Origin of the sequence: Aeromonas sp. 95A (assembly GCF_051919235.1) — a bacterium.
GTDB classification, from domain to species: Bacteria; Pseudomonadota; Gammaproteobacteria; order Enterobacterales; family Aeromonadaceae; genus Aeromonas; species Aeromonas veronii.
In genome coordinates, this window is the sequence record NZ_JBQBFC010000001.1 from 314,345 (window position 1) to 340,545 (window position 26,201).

Annotated in this window: 21 protein-coding genes and 2 pseudogenes; 10 read left to right on the forward strand and 13 right to left on the reverse strand. The window is 56.9% G+C overall.

The window, feature by feature from the left end:
* Positions 1-93: 93 nt before the first annotated feature.
* The 8 genes and pseudogenes from ACTG2U_RS01380 to ACTG2U_RS01415 form a co-directional block, all read right to left on the reverse strand.
* A complete protein-coding gene (locus ACTG2U_RS01380) occupies positions 94-495 on the reverse strand; it encodes a DUF4019 domain-containing protein (RefSeq protein ID WP_335813378.1) in 402 nt (133 codons plus the stop codon).
* Between the two features lie 173 nt (positions 496-668).
* Positions 669-809: pseudogene (locus ACTG2U_RS01385) on the reverse strand (IS3 family transposase); the annotation flags it as partial.
* A gap of 688 nt (positions 810-1,497) precedes the next feature.
* A complete protein-coding gene (locus ACTG2U_RS01390; protein WP_335813377.1) occupies positions 1,498-1,791 on the reverse strand; it encodes a hypothetical protein in 294 nt (97 codons plus the stop codon).
* Between the two features lie 181 nt (positions 1,792-1,972).
* Positions 1,973-2,890 carry an IS5 family transposase gene (locus ACTG2U_RS01395; protein WP_335831282.1) on the reverse strand — a complete coding sequence of 306 codons (918 nt, stop codon included), beginning with the start codon at positions 2,888-2,890 and terminating at the stop codon, positions 1,973-1,975.
* 235 nt (positions 2,891-3,125) lie between these two features.
* Positions 3,126-4,778 (reverse strand): cation acetate symporter, encoded by a 1,653-nt coding sequence (locus tag ACTG2U_RS01400; protein ID WP_026035062.1) that lies wholly within the window; start codon positions 4,776-4,778, stop codon positions 3,126-3,128.
* 11 nt (positions 4,779-4,789) lie between these two features.
* Complete coding sequence (locus ACTG2U_RS01405) at positions 4,790-5,101, reverse strand: DUF485 domain-containing protein (protein ID WP_005336970.1); 312 nt, start codon at positions 5,099-5,101, stop codon at positions 4,790-4,792.
* 105 nt (positions 5,102-5,206) lie between these two features.
* Positions 5,207-5,833, reverse strand: a complete 627-nt coding sequence (locus tag ACTG2U_RS01410; protein WP_439973913.1) for a 3'-5' exonuclease — start codon at positions 5,831-5,833, stop codon at positions 5,207-5,209.
* Positions 5,834-5,835: 2 nt separating this feature from the next.
* Positions 5,836-7,622: pseudogene (locus ACTG2U_RS01415) on the reverse strand (putative nucleotidyltransferase substrate binding domain-containing protein).
* A 168-nt stretch (positions 7,623-7,790) separates the two neighbouring features.
* Here ACTG2U_RS01415 and ACTG2U_RS01420 point away from each other — a divergent pair.
* The gene (locus ACTG2U_RS01420) at positions 7,791-8,597 is read left to right on the forward strand and encodes a crotonase/enoyl-CoA hydratase family protein (RefSeq protein WP_279485634.1); all 807 of its coding nucleotides are present in this window, start codon (positions 7,791-7,793) and stop codon (positions 8,595-8,597) included.
* 70 nt (positions 8,598-8,667) lie between these two features.
* Here ACTG2U_RS01420 and ACTG2U_RS01425 read toward each other — a convergent pair whose 3' ends face one another.
* Entirely contained in the window at positions 8,668-10,167 is a 1,500-nt protein-coding gene (locus tag ACTG2U_RS01425) for an alanine/glycine:cation symporter family protein (RefSeq protein WP_159158831.1), read from the reverse strand.
* Positions 10,168-10,515: 348 nt separating this feature from the next.
* On the opposite strand from ACTG2U_RS01425, the gene ACTG2U_RS01430 reads away from it, so the two are divergent.
* Positions 10,516-10,953: a GNAT family N-acetyltransferase gene (locus tag ACTG2U_RS01430; RefSeq protein ID WP_279485633.1), complete on the forward strand. Its 438-nt coding sequence runs from the start codon at positions 10,516-10,518 to the stop codon at positions 10,951-10,953.
* Between the two features lie 76 nt (positions 10,954-11,029).
* On the forward strand, positions 11,030-11,815 hold the full coding sequence (locus tag ACTG2U_RS01435; protein WP_439975098.1) for a zinc-dependent peptidase: 786 nt from the start codon (positions 11,030-11,032) through the stop codon (positions 11,813-11,815).
* Positions 11,816-12,011: 196 nt separating this feature from the next.
* On the opposite strand, the gene ACTG2U_RS01440 is transcribed toward ACTG2U_RS01435, so the two are convergent.
* A complete protein-coding gene (locus tag ACTG2U_RS01440) occupies positions 12,012-12,497 on the reverse strand; it encodes a cell division inhibitor (protein ID WP_005333614.1) in 486 nt (161 codons plus the stop codon).
* 230 nt (positions 12,498-12,727) lie between these two features.
* On the opposite strand from ACTG2U_RS01440, the gene ACTG2U_RS01445 reads away from it, so the two are divergent.
* Together ACTG2U_RS01445 and ACTG2U_RS01450 are read left to right on the forward strand one after the other, a co-directional pair.
* Positions 12,728-12,925, forward strand: a complete 198-nt coding sequence (locus ACTG2U_RS01445; protein ID WP_439973914.1) for a DUF4250 domain-containing protein — start codon at positions 12,728-12,730, stop codon at positions 12,923-12,925.
* Between the two features lie 375 nt (positions 12,926-13,300).
* A complete protein-coding gene (locus ACTG2U_RS01450; protein WP_144713493.1) occupies positions 13,301-15,775 on the forward strand; it encodes a glycogen/starch/alpha-glucan phosphorylase in 2,475 nt (824 codons plus the stop codon).
* A gap of 63 nt (positions 15,776-15,838) precedes the next feature.
* On the opposite strand, the gene ACTG2U_RS01455 is transcribed toward ACTG2U_RS01450, so the two are convergent.
* Positions 15,839-17,221, reverse strand: a complete 1,383-nt coding sequence (locus tag ACTG2U_RS01455) for an SLC13 family permease (RefSeq protein WP_005333606.1) — start codon at positions 17,219-17,221, stop codon at positions 15,839-15,841.
* Between the two features lie 161 nt (positions 17,222-17,382).
* Positions 17,383-17,817: a thioredoxin TrxC gene (trxC, locus tag ACTG2U_RS01460; protein ID WP_042083398.1), complete on the reverse strand. Its 435-nt coding sequence runs from the start codon at positions 17,815-17,817 to the stop codon at positions 17,383-17,385.
* A 187-nt stretch (positions 17,818-18,004) separates the two neighbouring features.
* Here trxC and ACTG2U_RS01465 point away from each other — a divergent pair, with 187 nt between their 5' ends.
* The 4 genes from ACTG2U_RS01465 to ACTG2U_RS01480 all read left to right on the forward strand — a co-directional run bounded on the left by ACTG2U_RS01465 (position 18,005) and on the right by ACTG2U_RS01480 (position 25,101).
* Complete coding sequence (locus tag ACTG2U_RS01465) at positions 18,005-20,809, forward strand: response regulator (RefSeq protein WP_439973915.1); 2,805 nt, start codon at positions 18,005-18,007, stop codon at positions 20,807-20,809.
* Between the two features lie 166 nt (positions 20,810-20,975).
* A complete protein-coding gene (locus ACTG2U_RS01470) occupies positions 20,976-22,712 on the forward strand; it encodes an ABC transporter transmembrane domain-containing protein (protein WP_439973916.1) in 1,737 nt (578 codons plus the stop codon).
* The gene (locus ACTG2U_RS01475) at positions 22,709-24,460 is read left to right on the forward strand and encodes an ABC transporter transmembrane domain-containing protein (protein WP_439973917.1); all 1,752 of its coding nucleotides are present in this window, start codon (positions 22,709-22,711) and stop codon (positions 24,458-24,460) included. Before ACTG2U_RS01470 ends, ACTG2U_RS01475 begins: the two co-directional genes overlap by 4 nt.
* Before the next feature lie 167 nt (positions 24,461-24,627).
* On the forward strand, positions 24,628-25,101 hold the full coding sequence (locus tag ACTG2U_RS01480) for a DUF4442 domain-containing protein (RefSeq protein WP_439828975.1): 474 nt from the start codon (positions 24,628-24,630) through the stop codon (positions 25,099-25,101).
* A 33-nt stretch (positions 25,102-25,134) separates the two neighbouring features.
* Here ACTG2U_RS01480 and ybcJ read toward each other — a convergent pair whose 3' ends face one another.
* The gene (gene ybcJ, locus ACTG2U_RS01485; protein WP_033137049.1) at positions 25,135-25,368 is read right to left on the reverse strand and encodes a ribosome-associated protein YbcJ; all 234 of its coding nucleotides are present in this window, start codon (positions 25,366-25,368) and stop codon (positions 25,135-25,137) included.
* Positions 25,369-25,628: 260 nt separating this feature from the next.
* Here ybcJ and ACTG2U_RS01490 point away from each other — a divergent pair, with 260 nt between their 5' ends.
* The gene (locus tag ACTG2U_RS01490; protein WP_439973918.1) at positions 25,629-26,192 is read left to right on the forward strand and encodes a VC2662 family protein; all 564 of its coding nucleotides are present in this window, start codon (positions 25,629-25,631) and stop codon (positions 26,190-26,192) included.
* Positions 26,193-26,201 lie beyond the last annotated feature (9 nt).

Sequence of the window (26,201 nt, forward strand, 5' to 3'; positions counted from 1 at the left end):
AGTTATTTAGCTCTGTACAATAATAGCGAGCGTTCTAATATAGTTGTCTCTGATTTCTGTTGATTTCTAACCATAAATAGTTCTAGGTGTAAATTATAACTTTATGAAGTATCCAATAGGACGCCACTCACCACTATTTCTACTCAATGTGACTGTTTCAATAATAGCATTAGACATTTCAAATTTAGTATTGAATTCTATAGTGATATATTCGCCTCTTGGCCACCCAGGAATACTATTCATTTCTTTACGTTTAATTTCAGAACGCCAAACAACACGCCCAAAAGGAAGTCGAATGTTATTCAATGCATCTTCCCATTGGGGCGCAGTTAGAACATATTTAAAAGCATTGTCTGTTAGTTGATAGCTTTGAAAGTAATTTTCAGCATCAACGATCTCAAGCCACGCTCTCGCTACTGATGATGATGCATGGTCATCTTGTGCAACCGCAAAACATGAAAATAAAACTGTCACCGCAATGACCCATTGTTTCACCTTGAACTCCTTTATTGGGTTTGCTCACTCTGTACAACGAATAGCTCAGGATGCCCCACGCAGCTCCGCACTCCGGTTGCGCTTGAAGTAAACCAGAAGCTGATCCCAATGAGCAGGGAAGCAATGAGTCACTCTTTAGACCTGCGGCGGTGAGAGGGATTGCCAGGCCGGTCTTTTGCTATGGAGATGCCGAAGTCCTTCTTGAGCACACCGACCATTGCCTCATAAAAATCAGCCTTAAGCCTCATTTGCTCCAACTGTTGCTCGAGCTCCTTGATGCGATCTTCAGGTGCCAGGTTATCGGGGTCAGACATAATGATGTCTCCTGCTGGGTTACCTCGAATGCCACAACGGGCCTAGTGCTCGCTGTCAGGCCAACCTCATTCGATCTGTTCGACCTACGCTAGTTTAATAATCAGGATGGGATATCGACTGAAAAAAGGGAAGTCATAAGGGGTTGAAACAGATAACAGGACAGTCTCTCCCTGCTGTGTTATCTGACTCCGCCTTATGACCACCAAGGGAACACCAGACGAAACAAACTCAGTCAACTTCTCGGACATGCCATGTCCGAGTTCCACAAACACACAAAATAAAAGCCTACAAAACCGGGGAACTAGTGGCGATCGCCTGGGTCATCATATCTATGAGCAATTTTCCCCTCGATGTAAGGCCTATGTCAGGTAATAACCAGATCTCTACAATATCCATGGAGATAGGTTTTTCTGACAGTTACCAAAAAAGTGGTCATAGGACTACGAGCCGGATAAAAGAGCAGCTTCCCTACCGTATCTATCTGGAACACCCCTATGACCACCAAAGCCGTCACTACGAAAAATGCCTAATTACCAGACCAGAGGAACCAAGGGTAGGTTCGACAAATAACGTAGTAGCAAGGGACGGCACAACTTGCATATCGAGCACAGGTACGGACTCGATATCAGCAAAGCTGTTCTTTACGCTAACTGGAAAGACTCCAGCTTAGGCTTATCAACTTTTACATTAGGCCGTGCGATGCACTGGCCGGTTATGTTTTGACATAACCTTTTTAAAATCCTTCATATCATCTTCATGAAGTGTCAAAGCCCAGTGGGCTCGCTGCTCACCATAATCCAGCCTATCAGTGTAGATGATGGTGTTATTCTGAATACGCAGCTGATTTCGGTGGGCCTCCATCTGTAGGCCTATCTCAGGAAACCAAATATGTAATATTCCAGATGTAGTTAAAGTAAATTGAGCAACTTGTTCACTTTCTCCTGCAAGCCTGAATGTTTTTTCAATAACTTGGATTTGCATAGCAGCCCCTCGTTGTTGCAAACATTATTTGATTTGCATTCTAGACATTGGCCACAAAGGAATCTAGTCATTACGTACAGCAGCCCTTCATTATCAGAATATTCTTATCTTGAATGGGCTGAAGTGGCGCTGTTTCCCAAATCAACCATCAAGCCACAACTGCCCCAGCCCCAAGTGACCGTTACACTCGCGGCTTTCTGACAGGCAGACCCAGGGTATTGAGTTTGTTTATGGCGCTGACATACGCCATCACCTCTCCCACTTGGCCGTGGTAGTTACGTAAACTGACTTTCCCCGCTAACAACTGTTTGAACCGATACATCGCTGTCTCTGCAAGTGAGCGACGGTGATACCCCGATATCTTCTTCCAGTGCGCCAGCCCTTCCTTACGCATCACCAGCACAGCGTCATTTCTTGGGTGCCCCTTTTTCCATAACCCCGCGTTCTTGCGAGGCGGGATACAGGCTGTCGCCCCTTTGCGTGAGATAAGCTGATGGCTGGCTTTGCTGTCATAGGCGCCATCCGCATAAACACGTCCCAGATTGCGCCGCAGTGGGTTGAGCAAGGTCGGCAGCACCTCGGCATCATGGACATTTTCCAACGACACTTCCGCTGCCACGATATCGTGAGTGGCCGGGTCCACAGCCAGATGCAACTTGCGCCAGACTCGCCGCTTCTCGGCGCCGTGTTTTCTGACCTTCCACTCGCCTTCACCAAATACCTTCAGGCCCGTCGAATCGATAACCAAGTCAGTGATGCGCCCCTTAGAGGGCTGTCGATAAGCCACCGTCACCGTGTGTGCTCGCTTGCTGACACAGCTGTAATCGGGGGCACAAAGCGGTACGTTCATCAACTCGAACAGGGAGTCGAGTAGTCCCTGGGTGGCCCGCAGAGTGAGGTTAAAAATCCCCTTGAGCATCAGGAAGGTACAGATGGTCTGGTCAGTGTAAAGCTGGCTGCGGCCCCGCCGCCCATGATGGTCGTGGTGAAACCAGTTGCTCATGGCCTCGGCATCAACCCAGAAGGTGAGTGAACCACGGTTAATCAAAGACTTGTTGTATTTAGGCCAGTTGGTGATGGGGTGAAGCGACGTGCCCATGATGCAGACTTGAAGAGGGTGGTGGTGATCAGATCACCGAGTCCTCAGTTAGTTCCATTCAAGCTGCATCGATTTGGGCAACAACGCCGCGTTGAAATACAGAACCCCCGATGCGGTACATAGGGGGTTCTGAGTAGAAAAATGCTAGTTGAAAATGTGTAAACCTATTTCAGGACTAGACACGACCATAAAAAAAGCCGGCGCGAGGCCGGCTTGGAAGTATGAACTTGATCTGTTAGTGGGAGGTGGCGCCAGAGGCACCCAGCCCGGTTTGGGATCGAACGAACTGCGGCAAGAACTTGGCATGTTCGTCGGCGGCGTTCTGGGAGCTGTCGGTGATGGAGAAGAACCAGATCCCGACGAAGGCCAACCCCATGGAGAAGAGGGCAGGGTATTCGTAGGGGAAGATGGCCTGGGCATGGCCCAGCACTTTCACCCACACTGTCGGGCCCAGGATCATCAGGGTCACGGCGCTCACCAGTCCCAGCCAGCCACCGTAAACGGCGCCACGGGTGGTCAGGCGTGACCAGAACATGGAGAGGAACAGTACCGGGAAGTTGCAGCTGGCGGCGATGGAGAAGGCCAGACCTACCATGAAGGCGATGTTCTGCTTCTCGAACAGGATCCCAAGACCAATGGCAACCACACCCAGCACCAGAGTCGTCATCTTGGAGACGCGCAGTTCATCGGTCTCGTTGGCCTTGCCCTTCTTCAACACGCTGGCATAGAGGTCATGGGAGACCGCAGAGGCTCCGGCCAGGGTCAATCCGGCAACTACCGCCAGGATGGTGGCAAATGCCACGGCGGAGATGAAGCCGAGGAACAGGCTGCCACCGACCGCATTGGCCAGATGGACTGCCGCCATGTTGGTGCCGCCCAGCAGGGCGCCGGTGGCGTCCTTGAAGGCCGGGTTGGTGCTCACCAGCAAGATGGCGCCAAAGCCGATGATGAAGGTGAGGATGTAGAAGTAGCCGATAAAGCCGGTGGCGTAGAACACAGATTTACGCGCTTCCTTGGCATCGCTCACGGTGAAGAAACGCATCAGGATATGGGGCAGACCGGCGGTACCGAACATCAATGCCAGACCGAGCGAGATGGCGGAGATGGGGTCAGCAACCAGGCCACCCGGGCTCATGATGGCGATCCCTTTCTCGTGCACCTTGACCGCTTCGCTAAACAGGGCACCGATATCGAAGTTGACCGATTTCATGACCATGATGGCCATGAAGCTGGCACCGGAGAGCAGCATCACAGCCTTGATGATCTGCACCCAGGTTGTGGCCAGCATGCCGCCAAACAGCACGTAGAGCACCATCAGGATACCGACCAGCACCACGGCCACATGGTATTGCAGGCCAAACAGCAGCTCGATCAGTTTGCCGGCACCGACCATCTGGGCGATCAGGTAGAGGGCGACCACCACCAGCGAACCGCAGGCGGAGAGGGTGCGGACTTCAGTCTGCTTGAGACGATAGGAGGCGACATCGGCGAAGGTGTATTTGCCGAGGTTGCGCAGCCGCTCGGCGATCAGGAACAGAATGATGGGCCAGCCCACCAGAAAGCCGATGGAGTAGATGAGGCCGTCATAACCGGAGGTGTAGACCAGCGCGGAGATCCCGAGGAAGGAGGCGGCGGACATATAGTCACCGGCGATTGCCAGACCGTTCTGGAAGCCGGTGATACGGCCACCGGCCGCATAGTAGTCGGAAGCCGAGCGGTTGCGCTTGGAGGCCCAGTAGGTGATGAACAAGGTGGCGGCTACAAAGACCACGAACATCACGATGGCCGATACATTGAGGGGTTGGCGTTGTACTTCGCCGGTCAGCGCATCCGCTGCCAGCAGGGGGGAGGAGGCCAGTGAGGCCAACAGCAGCCACTTGCCTTTCATGCTTTTTGCGCTCATGACTGCACTCCCTTGAGGATCTTCTGATTCAGCTCGTCAAACTCGCCGTTGGCCCGAAACACATAGATGCCGGTCAACACGAAGGAGGAGAGGATCAGTCCCACCCCGACCGGAATGCCACGGGTGACGGTGGTGCTGTCGCTGAGCGGGGTGCCGAGCCAACCGGGGGCAAAGGCGATGAGCAGAATAAACGCCAGGTAGAGTCCCAGCATCAGAGCCGAGAGGGCCCAGGCAAAACGCTGGCGCTTGGCGACCAGCTCCTGGAAGTTGGGATCTTGCTGGATCCTCAGATAGCTTTGCTGTTCCATTGCAGTTCTCCATGACATGAGTGTCAGCGGTGGATGGGGTAACCCCGACGAGCAGGCAATCTGCTCATGTAAGCAAAATGTGAATTAAATGTTATTTCTCGACAATTAGACTTTGGGATAAGTGAGCGGCGAGCCGCAGGTCAGGCGCAGGTAGATGAGCGCGGCCGTGGTGGCATCGGCAAGGGCATCGTGGGCGGGCAGGGATGGCAGTTCAAGGTGGCTGCATATGGCACTTAAATGGAGGTCAATCGCCGCATCGGGGTAGCGGCGATAGAGGTGGTCGTGATAGAGCTGGCTTACCTCGATCCCTCGCTGGGGCAGGGTCAATCCCCACAATTTCTGGCAGGCAAGATTGAGAATGCGCAGGTCGTAGGCGATGTGATAGCCCACCAGTTCGCGCGGGCCGATATAGTCGAGTAGCAGGCGCAGCGCGGCTTCCAGCTCCATCCCCTGTTGCAGATCCTGATGGCGCAGACCATGGATCACCACAGATTGGCTGGTCAGGCTGGCCGGTGGCTGTACTTTGATGGCGAGGGCCTCACCGGTCAGCAGCCGGTTGCCCTGAATGCGCACCGCCCCGATGGAGACGATCTCTGCCTGCTCGGGATCGAGACTGGTGGTCTCGAAATCGAGGGCGATCCGTTCATCTTCCAGTGGGGTGGCAAAGAGCGGCGCGAACTCGCCCGTTCGGAACGTGCGGCCATACCAGTAGCGTCGAGCGCGGCTCAACATGGCTATTGTCTCAGACGAAAGTGCAAGGTGAGCCACTGCTGGAACTTTTTCACCTGATGCAGCGCCTGGCGCAACAGATCCCGCTCGCTGTGGCTGAGCTCGCTTGTCTGCACCCGACTACCGCTCCCCTTGAGCTGGCTGCGTAGCCTCAGCCGGATAAAGAGCCGGAACGCCTCCGCCAGATTGCTGCCATAGTCGGCGCTGAGCCGCTCGGCGGCCACCAGCGCATCGATACGCCCAAGGGTTGAAGTCTCCAGAATGCCTGCCTCAAGGGCCAACATGCGGATACCGTGTACCAGCGGGAACAGGCCGCCCCGCTTCAGATCCAGCCCTTCCGGTGGCTGCTCCAGCCTGCCAAACAGGGTGAGCGGAGCATGAAAGGCCACCGCCGGTCGCACCATCTCTGCCAGCAGATCCCGCCTGTCCGCCAACTGCTCGCGCAGCGCTCTGGCAACCGGCAGATGGAGCTGACGATCCCCTGCTATGGGGTGAGCATCGGCCAGGGTGGCGAGCCAGAGCAGCTCATCCTCATTTGCCGTGGTACAGGCGCTGGCAATGGCGCTTTGCCACTCGCTGCCTGTTTTTACCCAGGCCGGATTGTTCACCATCACCTGCCCGGGGCACAGCGGGTAGCCGAGGCGCTCCAGCAGGGCGCTGAATTCGACCAGATCGGCTGTCTGGGTGGGCCATGTCAGCCCCTCTGGCAGGATCAGGGCGTTGTCCTGATCGGTTTTGAGGATCTGCTCGCCGCGCCCCTCCGAGCCCAGCATCAACAGGCAGACTCTATCCTGCACCTCGGGGGGATCACCAGCGCAAAGGCTTTGGCGATCAGCTGTTCATTGATGGTGGCGATGAGCTTCATCAAAAAGGCGGTGTGGATCCCCTGGGCAAACAGCGAGCGAGTCAATTGTTGCTGCTCGCGGGCGACCGCCTCCAGCGCCGGTAGGCTGTCGGCGCGGGCGATACGCAACGTCAGCACGTGGGAGTGGGTAGAGAAGAGCCCCAGCACCTGAGTCAGTTGCAGGATCCCCGCCACTTCATTGCCGCGCCACACCACCAGTCGCTTGATGCGATGGCGGGTCATCAGCAGTAGGGCATCAAACAGATAGCTCTCCAGCGGCAGACCAATCAGGGGCGTGGGGGTCAGCACCGAGAGGGGGGCCGTCAGCGGCAATCCCTTGAGGGTCAGGGCGTGGAGCAAGGTCTTGCGGGTTGCCAGCGTGAGGGAGCCATCGTGGGCCGGGTAGAGCAGGCAATCGGTACCCTTGCTCACCATGGCTTCTGTGGCCGCGAGCAGTGAGAGCTTGCTGTCGACGATAAGCGGTGCCTGCAGGTGGCCGGGTTCGATGCGGGTCAGGATAAATTCCGCCAGATTCTTCTGACCCAGTTGTTCGCGTTGCTCCTGCTGGCGCTGGCGCTCGGCCAGATTGGCGGTGAAGTAGCTGGCAAACTGCGGATCCTGCTCACAGAGCGCCAGAAAGGTGTGGCGAGGAATGAGCTGGCAGAGGCTATCTTCCAGCGCGGTGAAGCGGTGGCGGCAGCGGCCGTCAAACTGGGCGCGCACGTCGAACAGATCATCGACCCCGTAATCACCAAACTGGTGGTGAGGGGCAGACTCTTCCACCGCCCCCTTGATGATGAGATAGAGGCCGGGAGGCTCTTCCCCCTCCTTGAGCAGAATATCGCCAGCGCGAAAATAGCAGAGCGAGAGGTGACGGGATAGCCGCTCGCGCGCCTCCTCATCCAGTCGGTCGAACGGTGGTCTGGCAAAATTGAACAGGGTTGACATGACAGCGTCCTCTGCTGGCTTGCGGCACTCATGCTGCTCCCAGTGTGACAAAGGGAGGGGGAGGCGACCAGCCGACTTTAGTCTCAGCTGTACCGCCTGTTCACACTCTGATAACGTGGTGGTATGACCAGTGAGTCAGTTTCAGGTATCAAGGAGAGGACAAGGGAGATGGAAAAACCAAGGGTCAAGTGCGAGATCCACGACGGGATTGCCGAAGTGATGCTGACGCGGGGGGACAAACTCAATGCGCTGGACCGCGCCATGTTCAGTGCTATCGACGAGACGCTGACACAGCTCGCCCGGCACAAGGGGCTGCGGGCGGTGATCCTGCACGGCGAGGGGCGGGCCTTCTGCGCCGGACTGGATGTGAAATCCATGCTCAAGCAGCCGGTAGCGGCGCTCGATATTCTCAAGCGTGAAGCAGACGAAGCGACCAATCTGGCCCAGCGGGTCGCCTATGGCTGGCATCAGCTGCCTGTGCCGGTGATTGCGGTGACCCAGGGAGTCTGTTTTGGCGGTGGCTTGCAGATTGCGCTCGGCGCCGATTTTCGCTTCAGTACCCCCGATTGCCGCTTCTCGGTGATGGAGATCAAATGGGGGATCATTCCCGACATGAGTGGCAGCGTCACCATGCGCAACCTGATGGGGCTGGATACCGCCATGGAGCTGGCCATGAGCGGGCGCGAGCTGGATGCCGTCGAGGCCAAATCCCTCGGGCTGGTAAGCCGGGTCTGCGCCGATCCGCTGGTGGAGGCGCGAGAGTTTGCCCGCACCCTCATCACCAAGTCGCCGGATGCACTGGCGGGGATCAAGCAGCTCTACAGCCAGGCCTGGGCCCGCAGTGACGAGGCGATGCTCAAAGAGGAGACCCGGTTGCAAATGCAGATCCTGGGGCGACCCAATCAGTGGCGGGCCACCCTTAACAGCCTGTTTCGCTGGCGTCTGCCATTCGGGCCGCGCCGCAATCCGCTCTGAGATGAGGTGACAGGAAAAAGAAATGGCAGTCGAGGCTGCCATTTTTATTGATGTCTTATGTCGTTCTGATTCAGGAGGTCTTGCGATCCTGATCCGGTTCGAACTGATGGCCTGATTTCTCCCGCTCCAGGTTCTCTTCGGAGCGTTTGCCCACCCAGTAATCGGCGTTCTTGATGCCGAGCTTCTCCGGGTGGAATACGGGGTCAATCCCTTGTGCCTGCTGCGCTTCATAATCCTTCAGACAGGTGAAGGCGGTCTTTTGCAGCAGCAGAATGGCGATGATGTTGAGCCATGCCATCAGGCCGACCCCGATATCACCCATGCCCCACGCCAGATCCGCCGTCTTGACGGTGCCGTAGACGGTGGCAGCCATCAGCGCAATCTTCAGCAAGAAGGTGAGCCAGGGGCGATTAATCTTGCGGTTGATGTAGGCGATGTTGGTTTCTGCGATGTAGTAGTAGGCAACGATGGTGGTGAACGCGAAGAAGAACAACGCGATGGCCACGAAAATGCTGCCAAAGCCCGGCATCATGCTCTCCATGGCGGTCTGCACATAGCCCGGGCCTGCTGCGATACCGGCAATACCCGTGTAGATGGCTGCGCCGTCCGGCCCTTGTACGTTATAGAGGCCGGTGATCAGCAGCATAAAGCCGGTGGCGGAGCAGACGAACAGGGTGTCGATATAGACGGAGAACGCCTGCACCAGACCCTGCTTGGCCGGGTGGCTCACTGCCGCAGCAGAGGAGGCGTGCGGCCCGGTACCCTGGCCCGCTTCGTTGGAGTAGACCCCGCGTTTTACCCCCCACATGATGGCCAGACCCAAAATGGCACCGAAACCGGCATCCAGACCGAAGGCGCTCTTCCAGATCAGCAGGATCACGCTCGGCAGCTGGCCGATATTGAGGGCGATGATGACGCAAGCCACGATGATGTAGCCCAGCGCCATAAAGGGCACCACGGTACTGGCAAAGCTGGCGATACGCTTGACGCCGCCGAAGATAATAAAGCCGAGCAGCAGCGCCAGACCGGCGGCGGTGACGTTCGGATCGATATTAAAGGCGGTCTGCAGGCTGGAGCCGATGGAGTTGGCCTGCACGCCCGGCAGCAGCACGCCGCAGGCGAAGACGGTAGCGATGGCGAAGGTCCAGGCGTACCACTTCATGCCAAGCCCTTTCTCGATGTAGAAGGCCGGGCCGCCGCGGTATTCACCGTTGATCTTCTCTTTGTAAACCTGACCCAGGGTGGACTCCACGAAGGCGGAGCTGGCGCCGAGGAAGGCGACCATCCACATCCAGAACAGGGCGCCCGGGCCACCGAAGGTGATGGCGGTGGCCACACCGGCGATGTTACCGGTACCCACGCGACCGGCCAGGGTCATGGCCAGCGCCTGGAAGGAGGAGACACCGGCATCGGTGCTCTTGCCATCAAACATCAGGCGCACCATCTCTTTGATATGACGCAGTTGTAAAAAACGGGTGCGCAGGGAGAAGTAAAGACCGACCCCCAGACACAGGTAGATGAGCGCAGGGCTCCAGATTACACCATTGATGGCATTGACGATTTCATTCATGTACAACAACTCCTTTGTTGTGTTTGTGGCGCTGTCTTGGCGAGATCTTGGCCTCGCTCTCTGTCACTGTCTTCGGCCCTGTTTGTTAACAATCCAGTTAACAAATGAGCACGAGGTTGAGGGGTTAAGCAGAGCGCAAACACGCGCCATGCATGGCTTGTAACATATCGAGTTGTATCGGTGCTTCCCAGCGAAAAATGTTGCCTTGTTGCAAATTTGTGAATTGACAAGGGTGGGGGGATAATGGCAGGCAGCGTTTTCTATGAGTAAAGATGAGATCCTCCTTGTTGATCTGCGCCGGACAATGTGACGGGCGTAACACAATGGAAAGCAAACATGAGGCCAACAATGAAAAATGACCCTGAGACGTTGACGATCCGTCCCCCCGAGGCCGACGACGGGAGCGCCATCGCCCACCTGTTCACCCAATTGGGGTATCCTGCCGAAGGCGCTGACGTGACGGCGCGCCTGTTGGTGCCGGATCCCGCGAGCGTTGTGCTGCTGGCATCCCTGGCCGACAAGGTGGTCGGCGTGTTGGTGTGGCACAAGCTGGCACCGCTGCATGTTGCACCAGCTTGGGGCCTGATCTCGGCGCTGGTTGTCGATGAAGGGGCAAGAGGGGCGGGAGTGGGCGCAGCCCTGCTCAAGGGAGCCGAAGCGATGGCGCGGGCCGCAGGTTGCGCCCAGCTGGAGCTATCCAGCAGTCTCAAGCGCGAGGCGGCCCACCGTTTCTATCTGGCGCAGGATTATCTGGAGCGGCCGAAACGGTTCGTCAAACTGCTGTGACCTGTTGTTTGCATCAAAAGAAGGAGTAGGCGTGCTGGGATGGTTCAAATGGCTGGGTGGTCGCCCGCAAACGTCCATGAGTGAGGATGAGTTGGCATTGTGGCGTCAGGCGCTGGCGGCAGTGCCCATCTTGCAAGGGCTCAGCGATGCCGAGCAGACGACGCTTATCGGCTTGGGGCAACAGCTACTCAAGCGCAAGACTCTGACCCTGATCGGGGTCGAGCTCAGCCCCCGCCAACAGGCGGTGCTGGCGCTGCAGGCTGCGTTGCCCATCTTGCACCTTGGCCTTGACTGGTATCGCGGCTTTCACGAAATCATCATCATTCCCGAGCCCGTCACCCGGCGTCAGGAGGTGCAGGATGAGTTCGGGCTGGTGAGCGAGTTTGAAGAGGAGAACGCCGGCGAATCCTGGCCGCAAGGGCCGCTGGTGCTGGCCTGGAGCGAACTGCAGCAAGATGGCGACTGGGACGGCTTTAATCTGGTGATCCACGAGCTGGCTCACAAGCTCGATATGCTGGGCGGTGAGGCGGACGGTGCGCCGCCGTTGCCGGGGCCGATGAGCAGCCAGCTGTGGCAGCAGGCCTTTCAGGCTGCCTTCGATGAGCTGTGCCAGCAGCTTGATCGGGACGAAGTGACCGATATCGATCCCTATGCTGCTGAACATCCCGCCGAGTTTTTTGCCGTCAGCTGCGAGTGTTTCTTTACCGATCCGCTTCGGCTGCAGCAGGTCTATCCCGCGGTATACCGGCAACTGAGCCAGTTCTTTAGCCAGGATCCCGCGCAGCGTTTTCCCGCGACCCGCTTGCTGGCGGGGGAGGGGGTTGCAGGATCCCGTGCCATAAATACAAATCACCAATTGTAAAACAGTGAAAAAGCACCATTAATATCGGTTTGCTTTTTCGCTATATGCCCAGAGCTAGCGCGCTCTGGGCATATAATTTTGCTGCGCTCGATTTTTGCAATAGCCTTCTAAACGAAAGCGGCAGGCAGTAGTTGATTTCGTGGCAAACCTCTTTCTATTACATCACAACAACCAGTATTTGTTTTCGTTTTTTGTCTTAATGATTGAGATAGATATCTTGCTCTGCATAGGCCAGCAGAGGTGTGCCGAGGTTAGTCCGTTTCGCGCCAAAGAAGCGGGTGAGTACGCCAGATTGCTGTCCCAGTCGTTGCAGCTTGACGTGATCCAGCTCGATCTGCTCAGGCAGCCAGGTAAATACAGCGGCGCAGTGACCATTGCCCAGACTGCGCTCCAGGGTTTGCTGCCAGTTCTTGATTTTGGGGCTATGTACCACCAGCACTCTCTTGGGATCGATACCTCGCTCTTCCAGACGGCTGACTGTGGGGCGTCCCGGCGGGGCGATCAACAAGATCCAGCCGGTATGAGCCTCCCCAAGCTTTGTCAGCTCGCTCAGAAACTGATCATCAGACTGGATAGTCACACCATAATGAGCCAACTCCGCTTTGCAGGCGGTTCTGGTTGGCCAGGGCTTGCTCATGACACGATTCATCGCAAAGGGCAGTGAGTGCAGGGGCTGGTTCATATATGGGGTTCCTGTATGAATATCCAAGCTGTATACGCATACAGTAGTTCTATCCTGTGGCAGTGACAAGGTGTTTTTGCTGAAAAATGTGATGGTGTTGGCATGTGTCGTTAGTAAGGTTATGTTTTTAAACACTATTTAATATAAAGCTGGCTGGGTGTTTTTCGTACTATGGACAAACCTTGCGTCACCGCCCATGGTTATACAGGTCATTTACAGGAGGTGCCGCCATGGATATCAGTACCTTGCAACGTCTTGATGCCAACATCTTGCTGGGCATCATCAATGAGAAGCTAAGGCTTGAGTGCGACGGATTGGAGGAGTTGCTGGCCTATTATGATATGAGTGAAGAGCAGTTGGCAGGGCGTCTGGATCAGATTGGGAACCATTACGATCCATTGAGTAATCAGTTCAAGGCACATCTTTAAGGGTGCAATGATTGCTTCATATTTATACGGTAATTTTTCAGGCACATTGAAACCGGTTTCAATGTGCCGTCTTGCTGCCTATTTTCAGGGATTTTCAAGGCTTGGCAATCTCTGAAAACCTATTCATGCCAGAATATTTTTATTATTTCATTAAGTTTATGATAATAAAGGGAATGTTTGTTTTTGTGTGATCAATTAAAGGAAAGGGTTTTCAAGCTTTTCAGGCTGTTTTTATCGGTTAAAGTGTGACTTGCGTTAACTTTTAATTCTGCCGCTTTAGTTAGTATTCTCACGCCGGTACATATTTTGAGATAACAACAGCGCCGGTCCCGCAAGCGGGATAACAATTTTATTTGTAACGAAGGAATATGGTTTATGGCTACCAAGAAGAAGACAGACCAGGATCTCCAACTGGATAAAGATCAGCTCAAGGCGAGTATCGTGCGTCACCTGCGTTCTACCTTGGGAACAAGCGAACAGAAAGCCTCTCCCGAAGCGTGGTGGAAAGCCACTGCTGCGGCTGTCAATGAACAGGTGTACGAGCGCCTGACCCGCACTCAGCAGACTCATTTCAAGAAAGATACTCGTGCGATTCACTATCTCTCTGCTGAATTCCTGATGGGACGATTGACTTCCAACAACCTGCACAACCTCTCCCTCTACAAGACTTGCGAAGAGGCGCTGGGCGAACTCGGTCTGGAACTGACCGACCTGTGCGAACAAGAGCCGGACATGGCACTTGGCAACGGCGGCCTGGGTCGTCTGGCTGCCTGCTTTATCGACTCGCTGGCCACTCTGAACTATCCGGCGGTTGGTTACGGTATCCACTACGAACACGGTCTGTTCCGTCAGGAAATCCAGGATGGCCGCCAGATCGAGCGTCCGGACTCTTGGCGTGAATATGGCAACCCCTGGGAGATCTGCCGCCCCGAGTCGGTGCAAGAAGTGCCGCTCTATGGCTACGTCGAGACCGTGTTTGGTGACAATGGCGGCCTGAAGAAGGTATGGCACGCCGGTCGCAAGATTAAAGGGGTGCCTTGGGATATTCCGGTGGTCGGTTTTGGCGGTCACACCGTCAACATCCTGCGTTTGTGGGAATCCCGCGCCTCCGAGTTTTTCGACTGGGACGTGTTCAACGCCGGTGGTTACATCGACTCCCAGGCTGAGAAAGCCCAGGCCGAGACCATCTCCAAGGTGCTGTATCCGAACGATGAGACCGATGCAGGTAAAGAGCTGCGTCTGATCCAGCAGTACTTCTTCTGTGCTTGCTCCATCAAGGACATCATGCGCCGCTACAAGCGGGTCCATGGCAGTGACTTCAGCAACTTTGCCTCGCAAATTGCCATTCAGCTCAACGATACTCACCCGACTGTCGCCATCCCGGAACTGATGCGGGTGCTGGTTGACGAGGAAGATCTGAACTGGGATGCCGCTTGGGCTATCTGCTATCAGGTCTTCTCTTATACCAACCACACTCTGCTGCCGGAAGCGCTGGAGAAGTGGTCGGTCAGCCTGTTCGAGAAAGTACTGCCTCGCCATCTGGAGGTGATTTACGAGATCAACGCCCGCTTCCTGAACGAGTTGGTGGAGCCCAAGTGGCCGGGCAACGATGCTATCAAAGCCAAGCTCTCCATCATCGAAGAGGGAGATGTGCGCAAGGTTCGCATGGGCAACCTGTGCGTGATCGGTTCGTCCAAAGTGAACGGTGTGGCCGAGATCCACTCCAAGCTGGTGAAGGAAGATCTCTTCCCCGAGTATGCCGAGCTGTGGCCGGAAAAAATGTGCAACGTGACCAACGGGGTGACCCCGCGTCGCTGGCTGCTGGCGTGCAACCCGGAACTGGCTGGCCTCTACAACGAAGTAGTGGGCAAGGAGTGGCCGCTGCAACTGGACAAACTGCGTGGCGTGGTGAAGTTTGCAGACGACAAGGCGTTCCAGCAGCAGTTCATGACCATCAAGCGTCACAACAAAGAGAAGCTGGTCAAGGTCATCAAAGACGAAACAGGTATCGATGTCAGTGCCGAGGCGATCTTTGACGTTCAGATCAAGCGTCTGCACGAGTACAAGCGCCAGCAGCTGAACCTCATTCACATCATGGCACTCTATCGTCGTCTGCTGGCCAACCCGGACTATGACATGCATCCGCGCGTGTTTATCTTCGGCTCCAAAGCAGCGCCCGGTTACAAGCTGGCCAAAGACATCATCTATGCCATAAACAAGCTGGCGGATCGGGTCAATAACGATGCTCGTATCCAGGGCAAGCTGAAAGTGGTGTTCATGCCGAACTACCGCGTGAGTCTGGCCGAGAAGCTGATCCCGGCGGCAGATGTCTCCGAGCAGATCTCTACTGCAGGTTATGAAGCATCCGGTACCGGCAACATGAAGATGGCGCTCAACGGTGCAATCACCATCGGGACGCTGGATGGAGCCAACATCGAGATCGCGGAAGAGGCGGGTGCCGAAAACTGTGCCATCTTCGGTCTGAACGTGGACGAAGTGAAGTCGCTGAAGGCGCGTGGTTACAACCCGTACGACTTCTACTATGCCAACTCCGAGCTCAAAGCCGTGCTGGACTGGTTTGATACCGACTACTTCACGCCTGGTCGTCCGGGTGAGCTGGCCTCCATCAAGCGCTCCTTGCTGGAAGGGGGAGACCCTTACCTGACCCTGGCGGACTTCCAGTCCTACTCGGATGCACACAAGCTGATCGATACCTGGTATCGGGATCCGGCACTGTGGGCGAAGAAGGCCATCATCAACTCGGCCACCATGGGCAAGTTCAACTCCGACCGCTCTATTCAGGACTATGTAGATCGGATCTGGGATCTGAAGGCCTGCAACATCGGCTAATCGGATTCATAAATGAGAAAACCCCCGCAATGCGGGGGTTTTTGTTTATTGGGGGGAGCTGGATCAGAGGATATCGCCAACAAAGTAGGCCAGCAGGGCGAGCAACACGGTAAAGACAACGTTCAGAGCCATACCGGCTTTCATCATCTCCCTTTGGCGGATGTGGCCACTAGCAAAGACGATGGCATTGGGCGGCGTGGCGACCGGCAGCATAAAGGCACAGGAGGCACCGATAGCGATCAACACCGACATCACCACTGGTGATACACCCAGCGCCTCGGCGACACCGGCAAACAGGGGAACCAACAGCGCGGCGGTAGCTGTGTTGGAAACCAGTTCGGTCAGGAATACCACGAAGGCGGCCAGCATAAGCAACACGACAAAAATGTTGGCGTTGGAGAGCACGGCCGACAGATGGCTGGCCAGGAACGCGCTGGTACCGGTGGCCTTGAGAATGGCGCTCAGGGTCAGACCGCCGCCAAACAGCATCAGCACGCCCCAGTCGGTGTTCTGGTTGACGTCATCCCAGCTGGCGACACGGCTGACCACAATGGCCACGATGGCGCCCATGGCAATCAGGGTGTCGAGTTGCGGAATACCGCCAAAGGCGTTGGAGATGGGTTGTGAGCCGATCCAGAGCACAACTGTGGTCAGGAAGATTGCCAGCGTCACTTTACGCTCGCGGGTCCAGTTGATGGTGACATCCTGGATCTCGACGCGGTGGCTGAGACGCGGGCGGGTTACCAGATAGAGCAGGGCAATGCCGCAGGGCATCAGGATCAGCACTACTGGAACACCGAATTTCATCCAGTCAGTGAAGCCAATCCCCATCTGGGCGGCTGCGATGGCGTTGGGTGGGCTACCCACCAGGGTACCGATGCCGCCGATACTGGCGCTGTAGGCGATCCCCAGCAATACGAAGACGAAGGTGGCGCGCTCTTTTTTGCTATCGAGGCGTGCCAGCATACCGATCGCCAGTGGCAGCATCATGGCGGTGGTAGCGGTGTTGCTGATCCACATCGACATGGCGGCTGTGATGGTAAAGAGCAGGATGACGCCCCAACCCAGATGACCATTGGCCAGGTGCATCACCTTGCCTGCCATCAGGGTATCCAGTCCCTGTTTTGAGAGGGCTGCCGCGAGGGCGAAACCGCCAAAAAAGAGGAACAGGATCGGGTTGGCAAAATCGGTGAGGGATTTGCTCATGTCAAACACCCCGAGCACGGTAGCCAGCAGGGGTACCAGCAGTGCGGTGATGGTGACGTGCAGTGCTTCGGTCAGCCAGAGGATGGCGATAAAGACCAGAATGCCCAGCCCCTTGTTGACCATGGGGTCAAACGGGAGCCAGGCGAGCATGGCACAAAGTAGCAAAACATCCAGGATGACGATCCCTGATTTGATGTCCAGCCAGCGAGATGGAGCAGAGGGTACAGCTGATGTGTGCATAATGTTCTCTCGGTTAATTTATGGTTGTTTTTGTGTTGCCGAGATTACATCCATTCACTTGTTTGAAACAGACTCACATGTTGAAAATCAGCCTCTACTCACATACTCATTGATAAAAATGAGGAAATGAACACATAAATAAAACATGTGCGAAATATAAATCAAACATCCATGAACTGTTCCAGCCATTGCTTGAACATGCTCTTGGGCAAGGAGCCATTTATCTGGTTCACCAGTTTGCCCTGTTTGAAGACCATCAGGGTGGGGATGCTGCGAATGGCGTAACGGGCGGCAATGGTGCTCTGTTGCTCGGTATCGACTTTGGCAAAGCGCATCCGTGGTTCGAGTTCATGGGCAACCTCATGAAATACCGGAGCAAACTGCTGGCAGGGGCCGCACCAGCTGGCCCAGAAATCGACCACGACCGGGATATCTGAGTTGATCAGGGTATCGAAGTTATCCGTCTTCCCGAGGCAAGGGGTCTGGCTGAACAGGGGGGCTTTGCAGCGCCCGCATTTGGCAGATGTATCGATATGGGTAATGGGCAGGCGGTTCCTGGTAAAGCAGTGGCTACAATAAGTAGTGATAAATGACATAATTGGTTCCTTCTAAATCAGCTCTGGCCGGGGATATGATGAGAAGCCAGAATGAAGCAATCGCGAAACAATAGCGAAATATCAGAGCAATAACGGTAACACAGTGCCCAGCGGGAGTGGATAATTCCCCCAGGGGTCATTGCCTGACCGGATAATTCAGCGACCACCAGATGAGAGTCGAGACGGGATGAATAAAGGATCACGGAAAAACCGTGCTGTGCCAGGGCTGATCGTTGCCTTGCTGCTCGCCTTTTCGGGCTACTGCTGGCAGTCGCTCAGTCAGCAGCAACAGGCCCACGACCTGAACGACGCGGCCGAGGTGGTGCTGAACCGGATCAACGCCGATACCGTCTATCTGCTTGGGCGGGAGCAGGCCAATGACAGCAATGTCCAGCAGCGCCTGAACCAGTTATCCATCACCCTTGACGGTTTTGTACGGGAAGTCAGAAGCGATCCCGAGCTGGTGCAAGACGATCTCTCCCAGGCACTGCTTGAGGACATGGACACCTATCTGATGGCGCTGGCCAGGCTTCATGCCATTGAGATGGCTATCGAGTATCTCAATGCGCCCCTGCAGGCCCAGATTCAAAAGGTGCGGGGGATAAGCCCGTCAGACAGTGCGCTTCATCGCGACCTGGAGGAGCTGGCGCAACTGAGCAACTATCTGCAGCGCAGTTGGGACAAACGTGAACAGACTACGCTGGACCAGCTGCAACAGCAGTTGCAATCCCGTTATGGCAACTTGCCGGAGATCGCGACCCTGATCCGCCTGAGCAAGGAGATGAGCCAGCAGGTGGTTGCCTATCACACCTTGCGTTACCAGCTCATCGACATGCATGTGATCGAGAGTCTGGTGCGCTGGAAACTCGACAAGCTGGAGCGCGCTTCCTCTTTGATGAACCGCTTCTATCTGATGGTGTTGTGCGGGGCTTTGATCTGCTTTGCGCTGGTGGCCTTCACCCTGTGGCGCCGCAACCAGAAGCTGAGCGAACTGTCGCGCCAGACCGGCTTGCTGGCCCAGGCTAAAAGCGATTTTCTGGCCAACATGAGCCACGAGATCCGCACCCCCATGAATGCCATCATAGGTTTTAGCTCGCTGGCACTGCAGACTGAACTGGATCAACAACAGCGGGACTATTTGGGCAAGATCAAATCCTCATCCGATACCCTGCTGCTGCTGATCAACGACATCCTTGATTTGACCAAGGTGGAGTCAGGCAAGCTGACGTTGGAGGAGATCGACTTCGATCTCAGCGAGCAGCTCGATTCGCTGGCGGGCATGTTTGCCGATCTGGCGGAGCGCAAACACGTGGAAGTGGTTATTCGCAAGTCACCGGAGGTGCCGGTCTTCTTGCGTGGGGATCCCCTGCGGTTGGGACAAGTGCTGGTCAATCTGGTGAACAACGCCATCAAGTTTACCGAACGCGGTGAAGTCGAAGTCTGCATCGAGCTGGCCAATCCTCACCCAATGCGGATCCGCTTCAGTGTGCGCGATACCGGCATCGGCATTGCCGAAGAGAAGCAGACCCAACTGTTTCAGGCGTTTACTCAGCTGGAGGCGGGTAATACCCGCAAATATGGCGGCTCGGGTCTTGGGCTCAATATCTCCCAGCGTCTGGTGGAGCTGATGGGGGGGCGGATCACCGTAGAGAGCAAGCCTGGCGTCGGCTCTCTGTTCAAGTTTGATATTCCGATGGCGCAGGCGGTCTACGGCGTGGCTGGACGGAAAGTCTTCTTCGAAAACCAGCCGCTGGTGATGGTGATGGATGACAACGAACTGGTGCTGGATCTGGCCCGGGACATTCTGACTCGGGCGGGAGTGCGAGTGCTGCCGGTTAACTCCCTTTCCCGCGCCCGTCAGCTGCTCCGTGAAGAGGGACCGAATCTGCGGTTGGCGATCCTCGACTGGCGCATGGGTCAGGAGGACGGGCTCGATCTGGCGCTGGAGATGTATCAGCACAGCCAGTGGCGGCGGATCCCCATCCTGATGATCAGTGCCTGGGCCAGAGAGGGGCTACACGCCCGGATGGATAGCATGGGGCTGCCCCATTTTCTGCCCAAACCGATGACCGAAAATGCCCTGCTGGCCAAGGTGGACGAACTGCTCAACGGCAGCTCCTACGAGCTCAACCTGCGCAAGGCAGAGGCACAGGGGGATCAGCAACACTTCAAATCCCTGTTGCAGGGTACCCGAGTGCTGTTGGCGGAAGATAACCGGGTCAATCAGCAGCTCATCATCGAGTATCTGCGGCGCGTCGATGCGGTAGTGTGTGTGGTCAGCAATGGTCGGGAGGCGGTGGAGCGGGTCGCCGAGCAGCCTTTTGACGTGATCCTGATGGATTTGCAGATGCCGGTGCTGGACGGACTCGATGCCACCCGCCAGATCCGCAAGATGGTCGACAAACACGATGTGCCCATCATTGCCCTCACCGCCAGTGCCATGCCCGGTGACAAGGAGCGTTGTCTGGGGGTGGGGATGAATGGCTATGTCACCAAGCCGGTGAGCAAGCTGGATCTCTACAACAACCTGCTGCAGTGGGTAAAGCCGCAAGGGGTGGAGCAGGCGGGGATCATGGAGGTGAAACCGCCGGATATGATCGGGATCCTCGATCTGCAGGATGCCCTCAAGCGGCTGGAGCAGGACAAGGAGGCATTGCAGATCCTGTTCAAGCTGTTCATGTCGGAGCACAAGGACGATCTGTGGGAGATCCGCTCCGCCCTGCGCCGTCAGCAGCCCGAGGTGGCAAGCAAGCTGCTGCACACCCTCAAGGGGGTGTCTGCCAATATCTCGGCGGCCCGTCTGCAATTGGTGGCTGGCGAGCTGGAGTGGCGCTTGCGGCAAAACGAGGTGCTGAGCGAGACGGATCTGGAGCAGTTGCAACAGGTGTTCAGCCAGACCCGGGAAGAGGTGTCACACTTCCTGTTGACCGGTGAGCAGCATGAAAATTCGTATAATCCCTATTCATCAGGGGATGATCGCATGTCACAGTGAATTAAATAGTAATTATTCTCAACCATCCCGGTTCGGGATATGATGAGCTTTCGTTCGAATCGCCTCCAGCCGGAGGCGATTGTTTTCATTCTTCTATTTCTGCGTGGCTTCTCTGATGGCCGCTCCTTGGAGCGGTCACGGGCAGAGAGCGCTAAAGGTTGGTAGTGTGAGCGTATTTCTACGATTGAGCTGGTTTTTCAAGGAGCAGTGGCCCCGTTATCTGGCTGCCATCTCCCTGCTGCTGATGGTGGCCCTGTTGACCGTTATTCCGCCCAAAGTGGTGGGCTGGGTGGTTGATGGCATCACCAAGGGCGGTCTCGACAATGGCACCCTGATGCGCTATCTGGCGGGGCTGTTTGGTCTGGGTGTGCTGATTTATCTGCTGCGCTACGTCTGGCGGGTGATGCTGTTCGGTGCCTCTTACCGTCTGGCCTATGTGTTGCGCAATCGCCTGTTCAGTCATTTCACCCGGATGAGCCCAGATTTTTATCAGCGCCACCGTACTGGCGATTTGATGGCCCATGCCACCAATGACATTCAGGCGGTGGAGATGACCGCTGGCGAAGGGGTGCTGACTCTGGTGGACTCCATCATGGTCGGGGTATTGGTGCTCTCCATCATGTGCAGCCAGTACTCCTGGCAGTTGACGCTGGTCTCCTTGCTGCCGCTGCCGGTGATGGCCTATTTCATGAACCGCTTCGGCACCCAGATCTACACCCAGTTCAAGGCGGCGCAAGGGGCCTTCTCCAGGCTCAACAACAAGACCCAGGAGGCCCTTTCCGGCGTACGGGTGTTGAAATCCTATGCGGTTGAATCGCTGGAAGATGAAGGCTTTGCCGAGCTGACCAAACAGGCGGGGGAGCGCAATATGGCGGTGGCCCGCATCGATGCCAAATTCGATCCGGTCATCTATCTCTGTATCGGTTGCTCCTACTTCCTCGCGGTGGCGGGGGGCAGTGTGCTGGTGCTGCAGGGTGAGTTGACTCTGGGTGAGCTCACCAGCTTCACCATGTACCTTGGCCAGCTGATCTGGCCGATGTTTGCCATCGCCTGGCTGTTCAACATCATCGAGCGGGGCAGCGCCGCCTACTCCCGTATCGAGAGCCTGCTTGGGGAGCGCAGCGATATCGAAGAGCCCGCCCAGCCGGCCGCGTTTACCTCTGCCTTTCCTTTGCAGATCAAAGGGGTGAGCTATCAACTTGAGCAGCGCACCCTGCTTGCGGATATCGACGTTACCCTCAAGCAAGGGGGGATGCTCGGGGTGGTGGGGCGCACCGGGGCAGGCAAGAGCTCCCTGCTCAAGCTGTTGATGCGCCTTGTCAATCCGACTCACGGTTCGATTGTCATGGGTGGCGTTCCGATTGACCTGCTGCCGCTCGCCACACTGCGCAGCCAGTTTGCCTATGTGCCGCAGGAGCCATTCCTGTTTTCCACCACTATCGCCGCCAATATCGCCCTGGGCAAACCCGATGCGAGCCGCGAGGAGGTCGAACGGGTGGCGCGCATTGCCTGTGTCCACGATGATATCGTGCGTTTCCCCAAGGGCTATGAGACCGAGGTGGGGGAGAAAGGGGTGACCCTCTCCGGCGGCCAGAAACAGCGGCTGGCCATTGCCCGCGCCCTGCTGCTGGATGCGCCCATTCTGGTGCTCGATGATGCGCTCTCGGCGGTGGATGCCCACACCGAGCAGCAAATTCTGCACGCTCTCAAAGCCCATCGTCGCACCCTGATCCTGGTCAGCCATCGCATGACAGCGGTGGAGCAGGCCGACGAGATCCTGGTGCTGGAGCAGGGGACCGTTAGCGAGTGGGGTCATCACGGTGCCCTGATGGCGCACAATGGCTGGTACGCAGATATGGTGCGTTATCAGCGTCTCGAAGAAGCGGTGGAGGAGAGCCTGTGAATCCGACCATTAAACGACTGCTCGCCTACTGCGCCCAGTATCCTCGCTGGCTGATCCAGGCGGGGATTTGCCTGCTGCTTGCGACCGGCGCCGAAGTGGCCGGGCCGCTGCTGATCAAGCTCTTTATCGATGACTATCTGGCGCCTCGCAATATCGTGCTGCCCACCATAGCCCTGATTGCAGCGGGCTATCTGGGCTTGCAGGTACTCTCGGCGGCGGGCTTCTATTTGCAATCCCTGCGCTTTAACCGTATCGCCCAGGCGGTGGTGCAAACCTTGCGCGAGCAGGTGTTTGCCACCGCCATCCGCTTGCCGGCCCGCTACTTTGACAAGCATCGATCCGGCTCGCTGATTTCCCGCATCACCAACGACACCGAAGCGATCATGAACCTCTATGTGCAGGTGATCGGCTTGCTGGTGCAAAAGGTGGTGCTCTTGTGCGGCATCCTCATCTCGATGGCGCTGCTGGATCTGCGGCTGATGCTGGTCTGCTCCCTGTTGCTGCCCGCTGTGGGCGGGGTGATGTGGCTCTACCAGAAACTGAGCGTGCCGGTGGTGCGAGCGACCCGCAGTCTGCTCTCCGACATCAACAGCCGCCTCAACGAGTCGCTGCAGGGGATGCCGGTGATCCAGGCGATGGTGCAGGAGCGCCACTTTGCCAACGCCTTTGCCGAGGTGAACCAGCAGCACTGGTCGGCACGGATCAAGAGCCTCAAGATCAACGGCATTTTGCTGCGTCCGCTCATCGATCTCTTCTACATGATGGTGCTGATCGGTCTGTTGGCGCTGTTCGCCCACGAGGGGGGGAGCCACGCCGGTGCCATTCAGGTGGGGGTGCTCTACGCCTTTATCAGCTATCTGGGGCGGATGATCGAGCCGCTCATCGAGATGACCAACCAGCTTAACCAGTTGCAGCAGGCGATGGTGGCGGGGGAGCGGGTCTTTGCCCTGCTTGATGAACCCCGCGAGAGCACCGAGGGCGAGCTGCTCCCGCTGGAAGGGCGGGTCAGTTTCGAACGGGTGAGCTTCTCCTACGATGGCGAGCAGCAGGTGCTGCGCGAGGTCAGCTTTGCCGCAAAACCGGGCCAGATGCTGGCGCTGGTGGGCCATACCGGCAGCGGCAAGTCCACCATTATCAGCTTGCTGATGGGCTTCTATCCGCTGGATCAGGGGCAGATCCGCTTCGATGATCACGCACTGGATACCCTGTCGCTGGCGGCGGTGCGCCGCAGCATCGGGCTGGTGCAGCAAGATCCCTTTATCTTCGTCGGCACCCTGGCGGAGAACCTGCGTCTCGGCCGCGCCGGCATAGATGACGCGCGGCTCTGGCAGGCGCTGAGCGAGGTGCAGCTGGCCGAGTTTGTGCGCAGCTTGCCACAGGGGATCAACACCCTGATGGAGGAGGGTGGCAAGAACCTCTCCGCCGGTCAGCGGCAACTGCTCTCCTTTGCCCGTGCACTGGTGGGAGATCCGCGCATCCTCATTCTGGATGAAGCGACGGCCAGCGTGGACTCCCAGACCGAGTTGGCGCTGTCGCAGGCGATCTCTGCTGCCCGTCGTGGCCGCACCACCATCGCCATCGCCCACCGCCTCTCGACCATCGTCGATGCGGACGAGATCCTGCTGCTCTCCCGCGGTCAGGTGAGCGAGCGGGGTACCCATGGTGAGTTGATGGCCCTCGGCGGTCACTATGCCCAGCTGTTCGAGATGCAGAGTCAGGGGGCTTGGCTGGAAGAGAAGCGCGCCTGATCGGCACATTTGCTGTAACAGCGACATGAGTGAAAAGAGGGAACCGGTGCGGTTCCCTCTGTTTTTTTGGGTTGGGCAAAAGGTCGTAACCGTGATCCCTGTGCTTGTCGAATGGCGCAGATGCAGGCAACATGTTGTTTACATTAACTCATCGGATCAGTTCGCATATGGATTTGCAACGCTTCAAAGCCAATCTGGCACTTCGGCTGTTTGCCTGGCGCTATATTCCCGTCATCGGGTTTTGTGCCCCGATCATCGAAGAGATGAACGCCAAGGCGCTGCGCATTCGCATTCCCCTTGGCTGGCGTACCCGCAACCACCTGGGCAGCATGTATTTTGGCGCGCTGGCAACCGGCGCCGATCTGGTGGGCGGTCTGCTGGTGATGGAGAAGGGGCTGCAGCGGCGCAAGAAGGTGCACTTCGCCTTCAAGGATGTGCAGGGGGAGTTTTTGAAACGACCGGAGGGGGATGTGCAGTTCGACTGCGCAGCAGGGGAGGAGATTGACGCCATGATCGACGAATCGTTGGCAAGCGGTCAGCGCATCAATCGCCCCATCCGGGTGGTGGCAACCTGTCCGTCATTGAACGGGGATGAGGCGATGGCGCGTTTTGTGCTGACCCTGTCGATCAAGGCCAGCTAGCGGGTTGCCGGCGAGTGGCTCCCCGAAACGGGTTTAGCCAATCTCCGGGCTGATGCCCTCTTTCACCACGACCTTCATGCCGTTGAAGTTGACCACCTGTTCGGCCACGATCTTGCAGCGCTTGCGAGTCTCGACCTGACCGTCCACCTCGACCAGCCCTTCGGCAACGAGGGCTTTGGCGGCGCCGCCACAATCGGCCCACCCCTGATGTTTGATAAGGTCACACAAGGCAACGAAGGGGTGACCTTCGAGCAGAAACGTCTCCATGGGAAATCCTCTAGATGGATGAATGCCGGATACAGCAGGGCGACTATTTTAGGCAGTTCGCTCAGGCAAAGAAAGGAAGAGGGGCCACTCGCTGCGAAAAAGTGGCCGATTGTCCTTGAGGTGGCGCTTTCGCAAGTCCTGATGGAGAGGTGAGAGGGCCACCCGTGACGTATCGTGACGCACCTCGTCCCTGCTGGTGTGCCCACACTCTCCCCTGACTGTTAGGATCGGGCCACTCTCAATGGCCCAAGGAACTTTCCATGACACTCTCCCGCCTGCTGCTGGCATGCAGCGCCCTTACTCTGTGCGGTGTCGCGCAGGCCAGTACTCCGGTGCAGGTCTCGCTGCCTGGGGTCAATTTGCCCGCGTCCCATCAGGTGGAAGGGGCGCGCGCCTCGCTGCTCTACGGTCGGACCGGTCAGGTGAAGGGCATTGATCTACCGATCTTCGCCCTCTCCGATGTGGATCAGTTCAGCGGCCTGCAGCTCGGGGTATTCCTGGGTGCTGGTCGAGTGCGCCACCAGTTTGGCGGGGTCGCCATCAACGCCATCAACTGGCACGAAGGGCAGGATACCGGCGTCAATCTGGGGCTGGTCAACCTGACCAACAATGTGCAGGGGCTCAACTGGGGGGCGGTCAATATCGCCAGGGGCAATGCGTTGGCCAACGTCGGCTTCGTCAACTATGCCGAGCGTACCACCTTCCAGATCGGCTTTATCAATGCGACCAAGCACCTCGATGGCTTGCAGATCGGGCTGGCCAACTACGCCGCCAACGGCGTGTTTCCCATTTTGCCACTGGTGAACTTCCAGAAATCGTTCTGAGTGGGCGGT

Bases quoted from the DNA above. Each gene is read 5' to 3' on its own strand.
- ACTG2U_RS01390 (WP_335813377.1), bottom strand. From the start codon at position 1,791: ATGCAAATCCAAGTTATTGAAAAAACATTCAGGCTTGCAGGAGAAAGT.
- ACTG2U_RS01395 (WP_335831282.1), bottom strand. From the start codon at position 2,890: ATGGGCACGTCGCTTCACCCCATCACCAACTGGCCTAAATACAACAAG.
- ACTG2U_RS01400 (WP_026035062.1), bottom strand. From the start codon at position 4,778: ATGAAAGGCAAGTGGCTGCTGTTGGCCTCACTGGCCTCCTCCCCCCTG.
- ACTG2U_RS01405 (WP_005336970.1), bottom strand. From the start codon at position 5,101: ATGGAACAGCAAAGCTATCTGAGGATCCAGCAAGATCCCAACTTCCAG.
- ACTG2U_RS01410 (WP_439973913.1), bottom strand. From the start codon at position 5,833: ATGTTGAGCCGCGCTCGACGCTACTGGTATGGCCGCACGTTCCGAACG.
- ACTG2U_RS01420 (WP_279485634.1), top strand. From the start codon at position 7,791: ATGGAAAAACCAAGGGTCAAGTGCGAGATCCACGACGGGATTGCCGAA.
- ACTG2U_RS01425 (WP_159158831.1), bottom strand. From the start codon at position 10,167: ATGAATGAAATCGTCAATGCCATCAATGGTGTAATCTGGAGCCCTGCG.
- ACTG2U_RS01430 (WP_279485633.1), top strand. From the start codon at position 10,516: ATGAAAAATGACCCTGAGACGTTGACGATCCGTCCCCCCGAGGCCGAC.
- ACTG2U_RS01435 (WP_439975098.1), top strand. From the start codon at position 11,030: ATGAGTGAGGATGAGTTGGCATTGTGGCGTCAGGCGCTGGCGGCAGTG.
- ACTG2U_RS01440 (WP_005333614.1), bottom strand. From the start codon at position 12,497: ATGAACCAGCCCCTGCACTCACTGCCCTTTGCGATGAATCGTGTCATG.
- ACTG2U_RS01445 (WP_439973914.1), top strand. From the start codon at position 12,728: ATGGATATCAGTACCTTGCAACGTCTTGATGCCAACATCTTGCTGGGC.
- ACTG2U_RS01450 (WP_144713493.1), top strand. From the start codon at position 13,301: ATGGCTACCAAGAAGAAGACAGACCAGGATCTCCAACTGGATAAAGAT.
- ACTG2U_RS01455 (WP_005333606.1), bottom strand. From the start codon at position 17,221: ATGCACACATCAGCTGTACCCTCTGCTCCATCTCGCTGGCTGGACATC.
- trxC (WP_042083398.1), bottom strand. From the start codon at position 17,817: ATGTCATTTATCACTACTTATTGTAGCCACTGCTTTACCAGGAACCGC.
- ACTG2U_RS01465 (WP_439973915.1), top strand. From the start codon at position 18,005: ATGAATAAAGGATCACGGAAAAACCGTGCTGTGCCAGGGCTGATCGTT.
- ACTG2U_RS01480 (WP_439828975.1), top strand. From the start codon at position 24,628: ATGGATTTGCAACGCTTCAAAGCCAATCTGGCACTTCGGCTGTTTGCC.
- ybcJ (WP_033137049.1), bottom strand. From the start codon at position 25,368: ATGGAGACGTTTCTGCTCGAAGGTCACCCCTTCGTTGCCTTGTGTGAC.
- ACTG2U_RS01490 (WP_439973918.1), top strand. From the start codon at position 25,629: ATGACACTCTCCCGCCTGCTGCTGGCATGCAGCGCCCTTACTCTGTGC.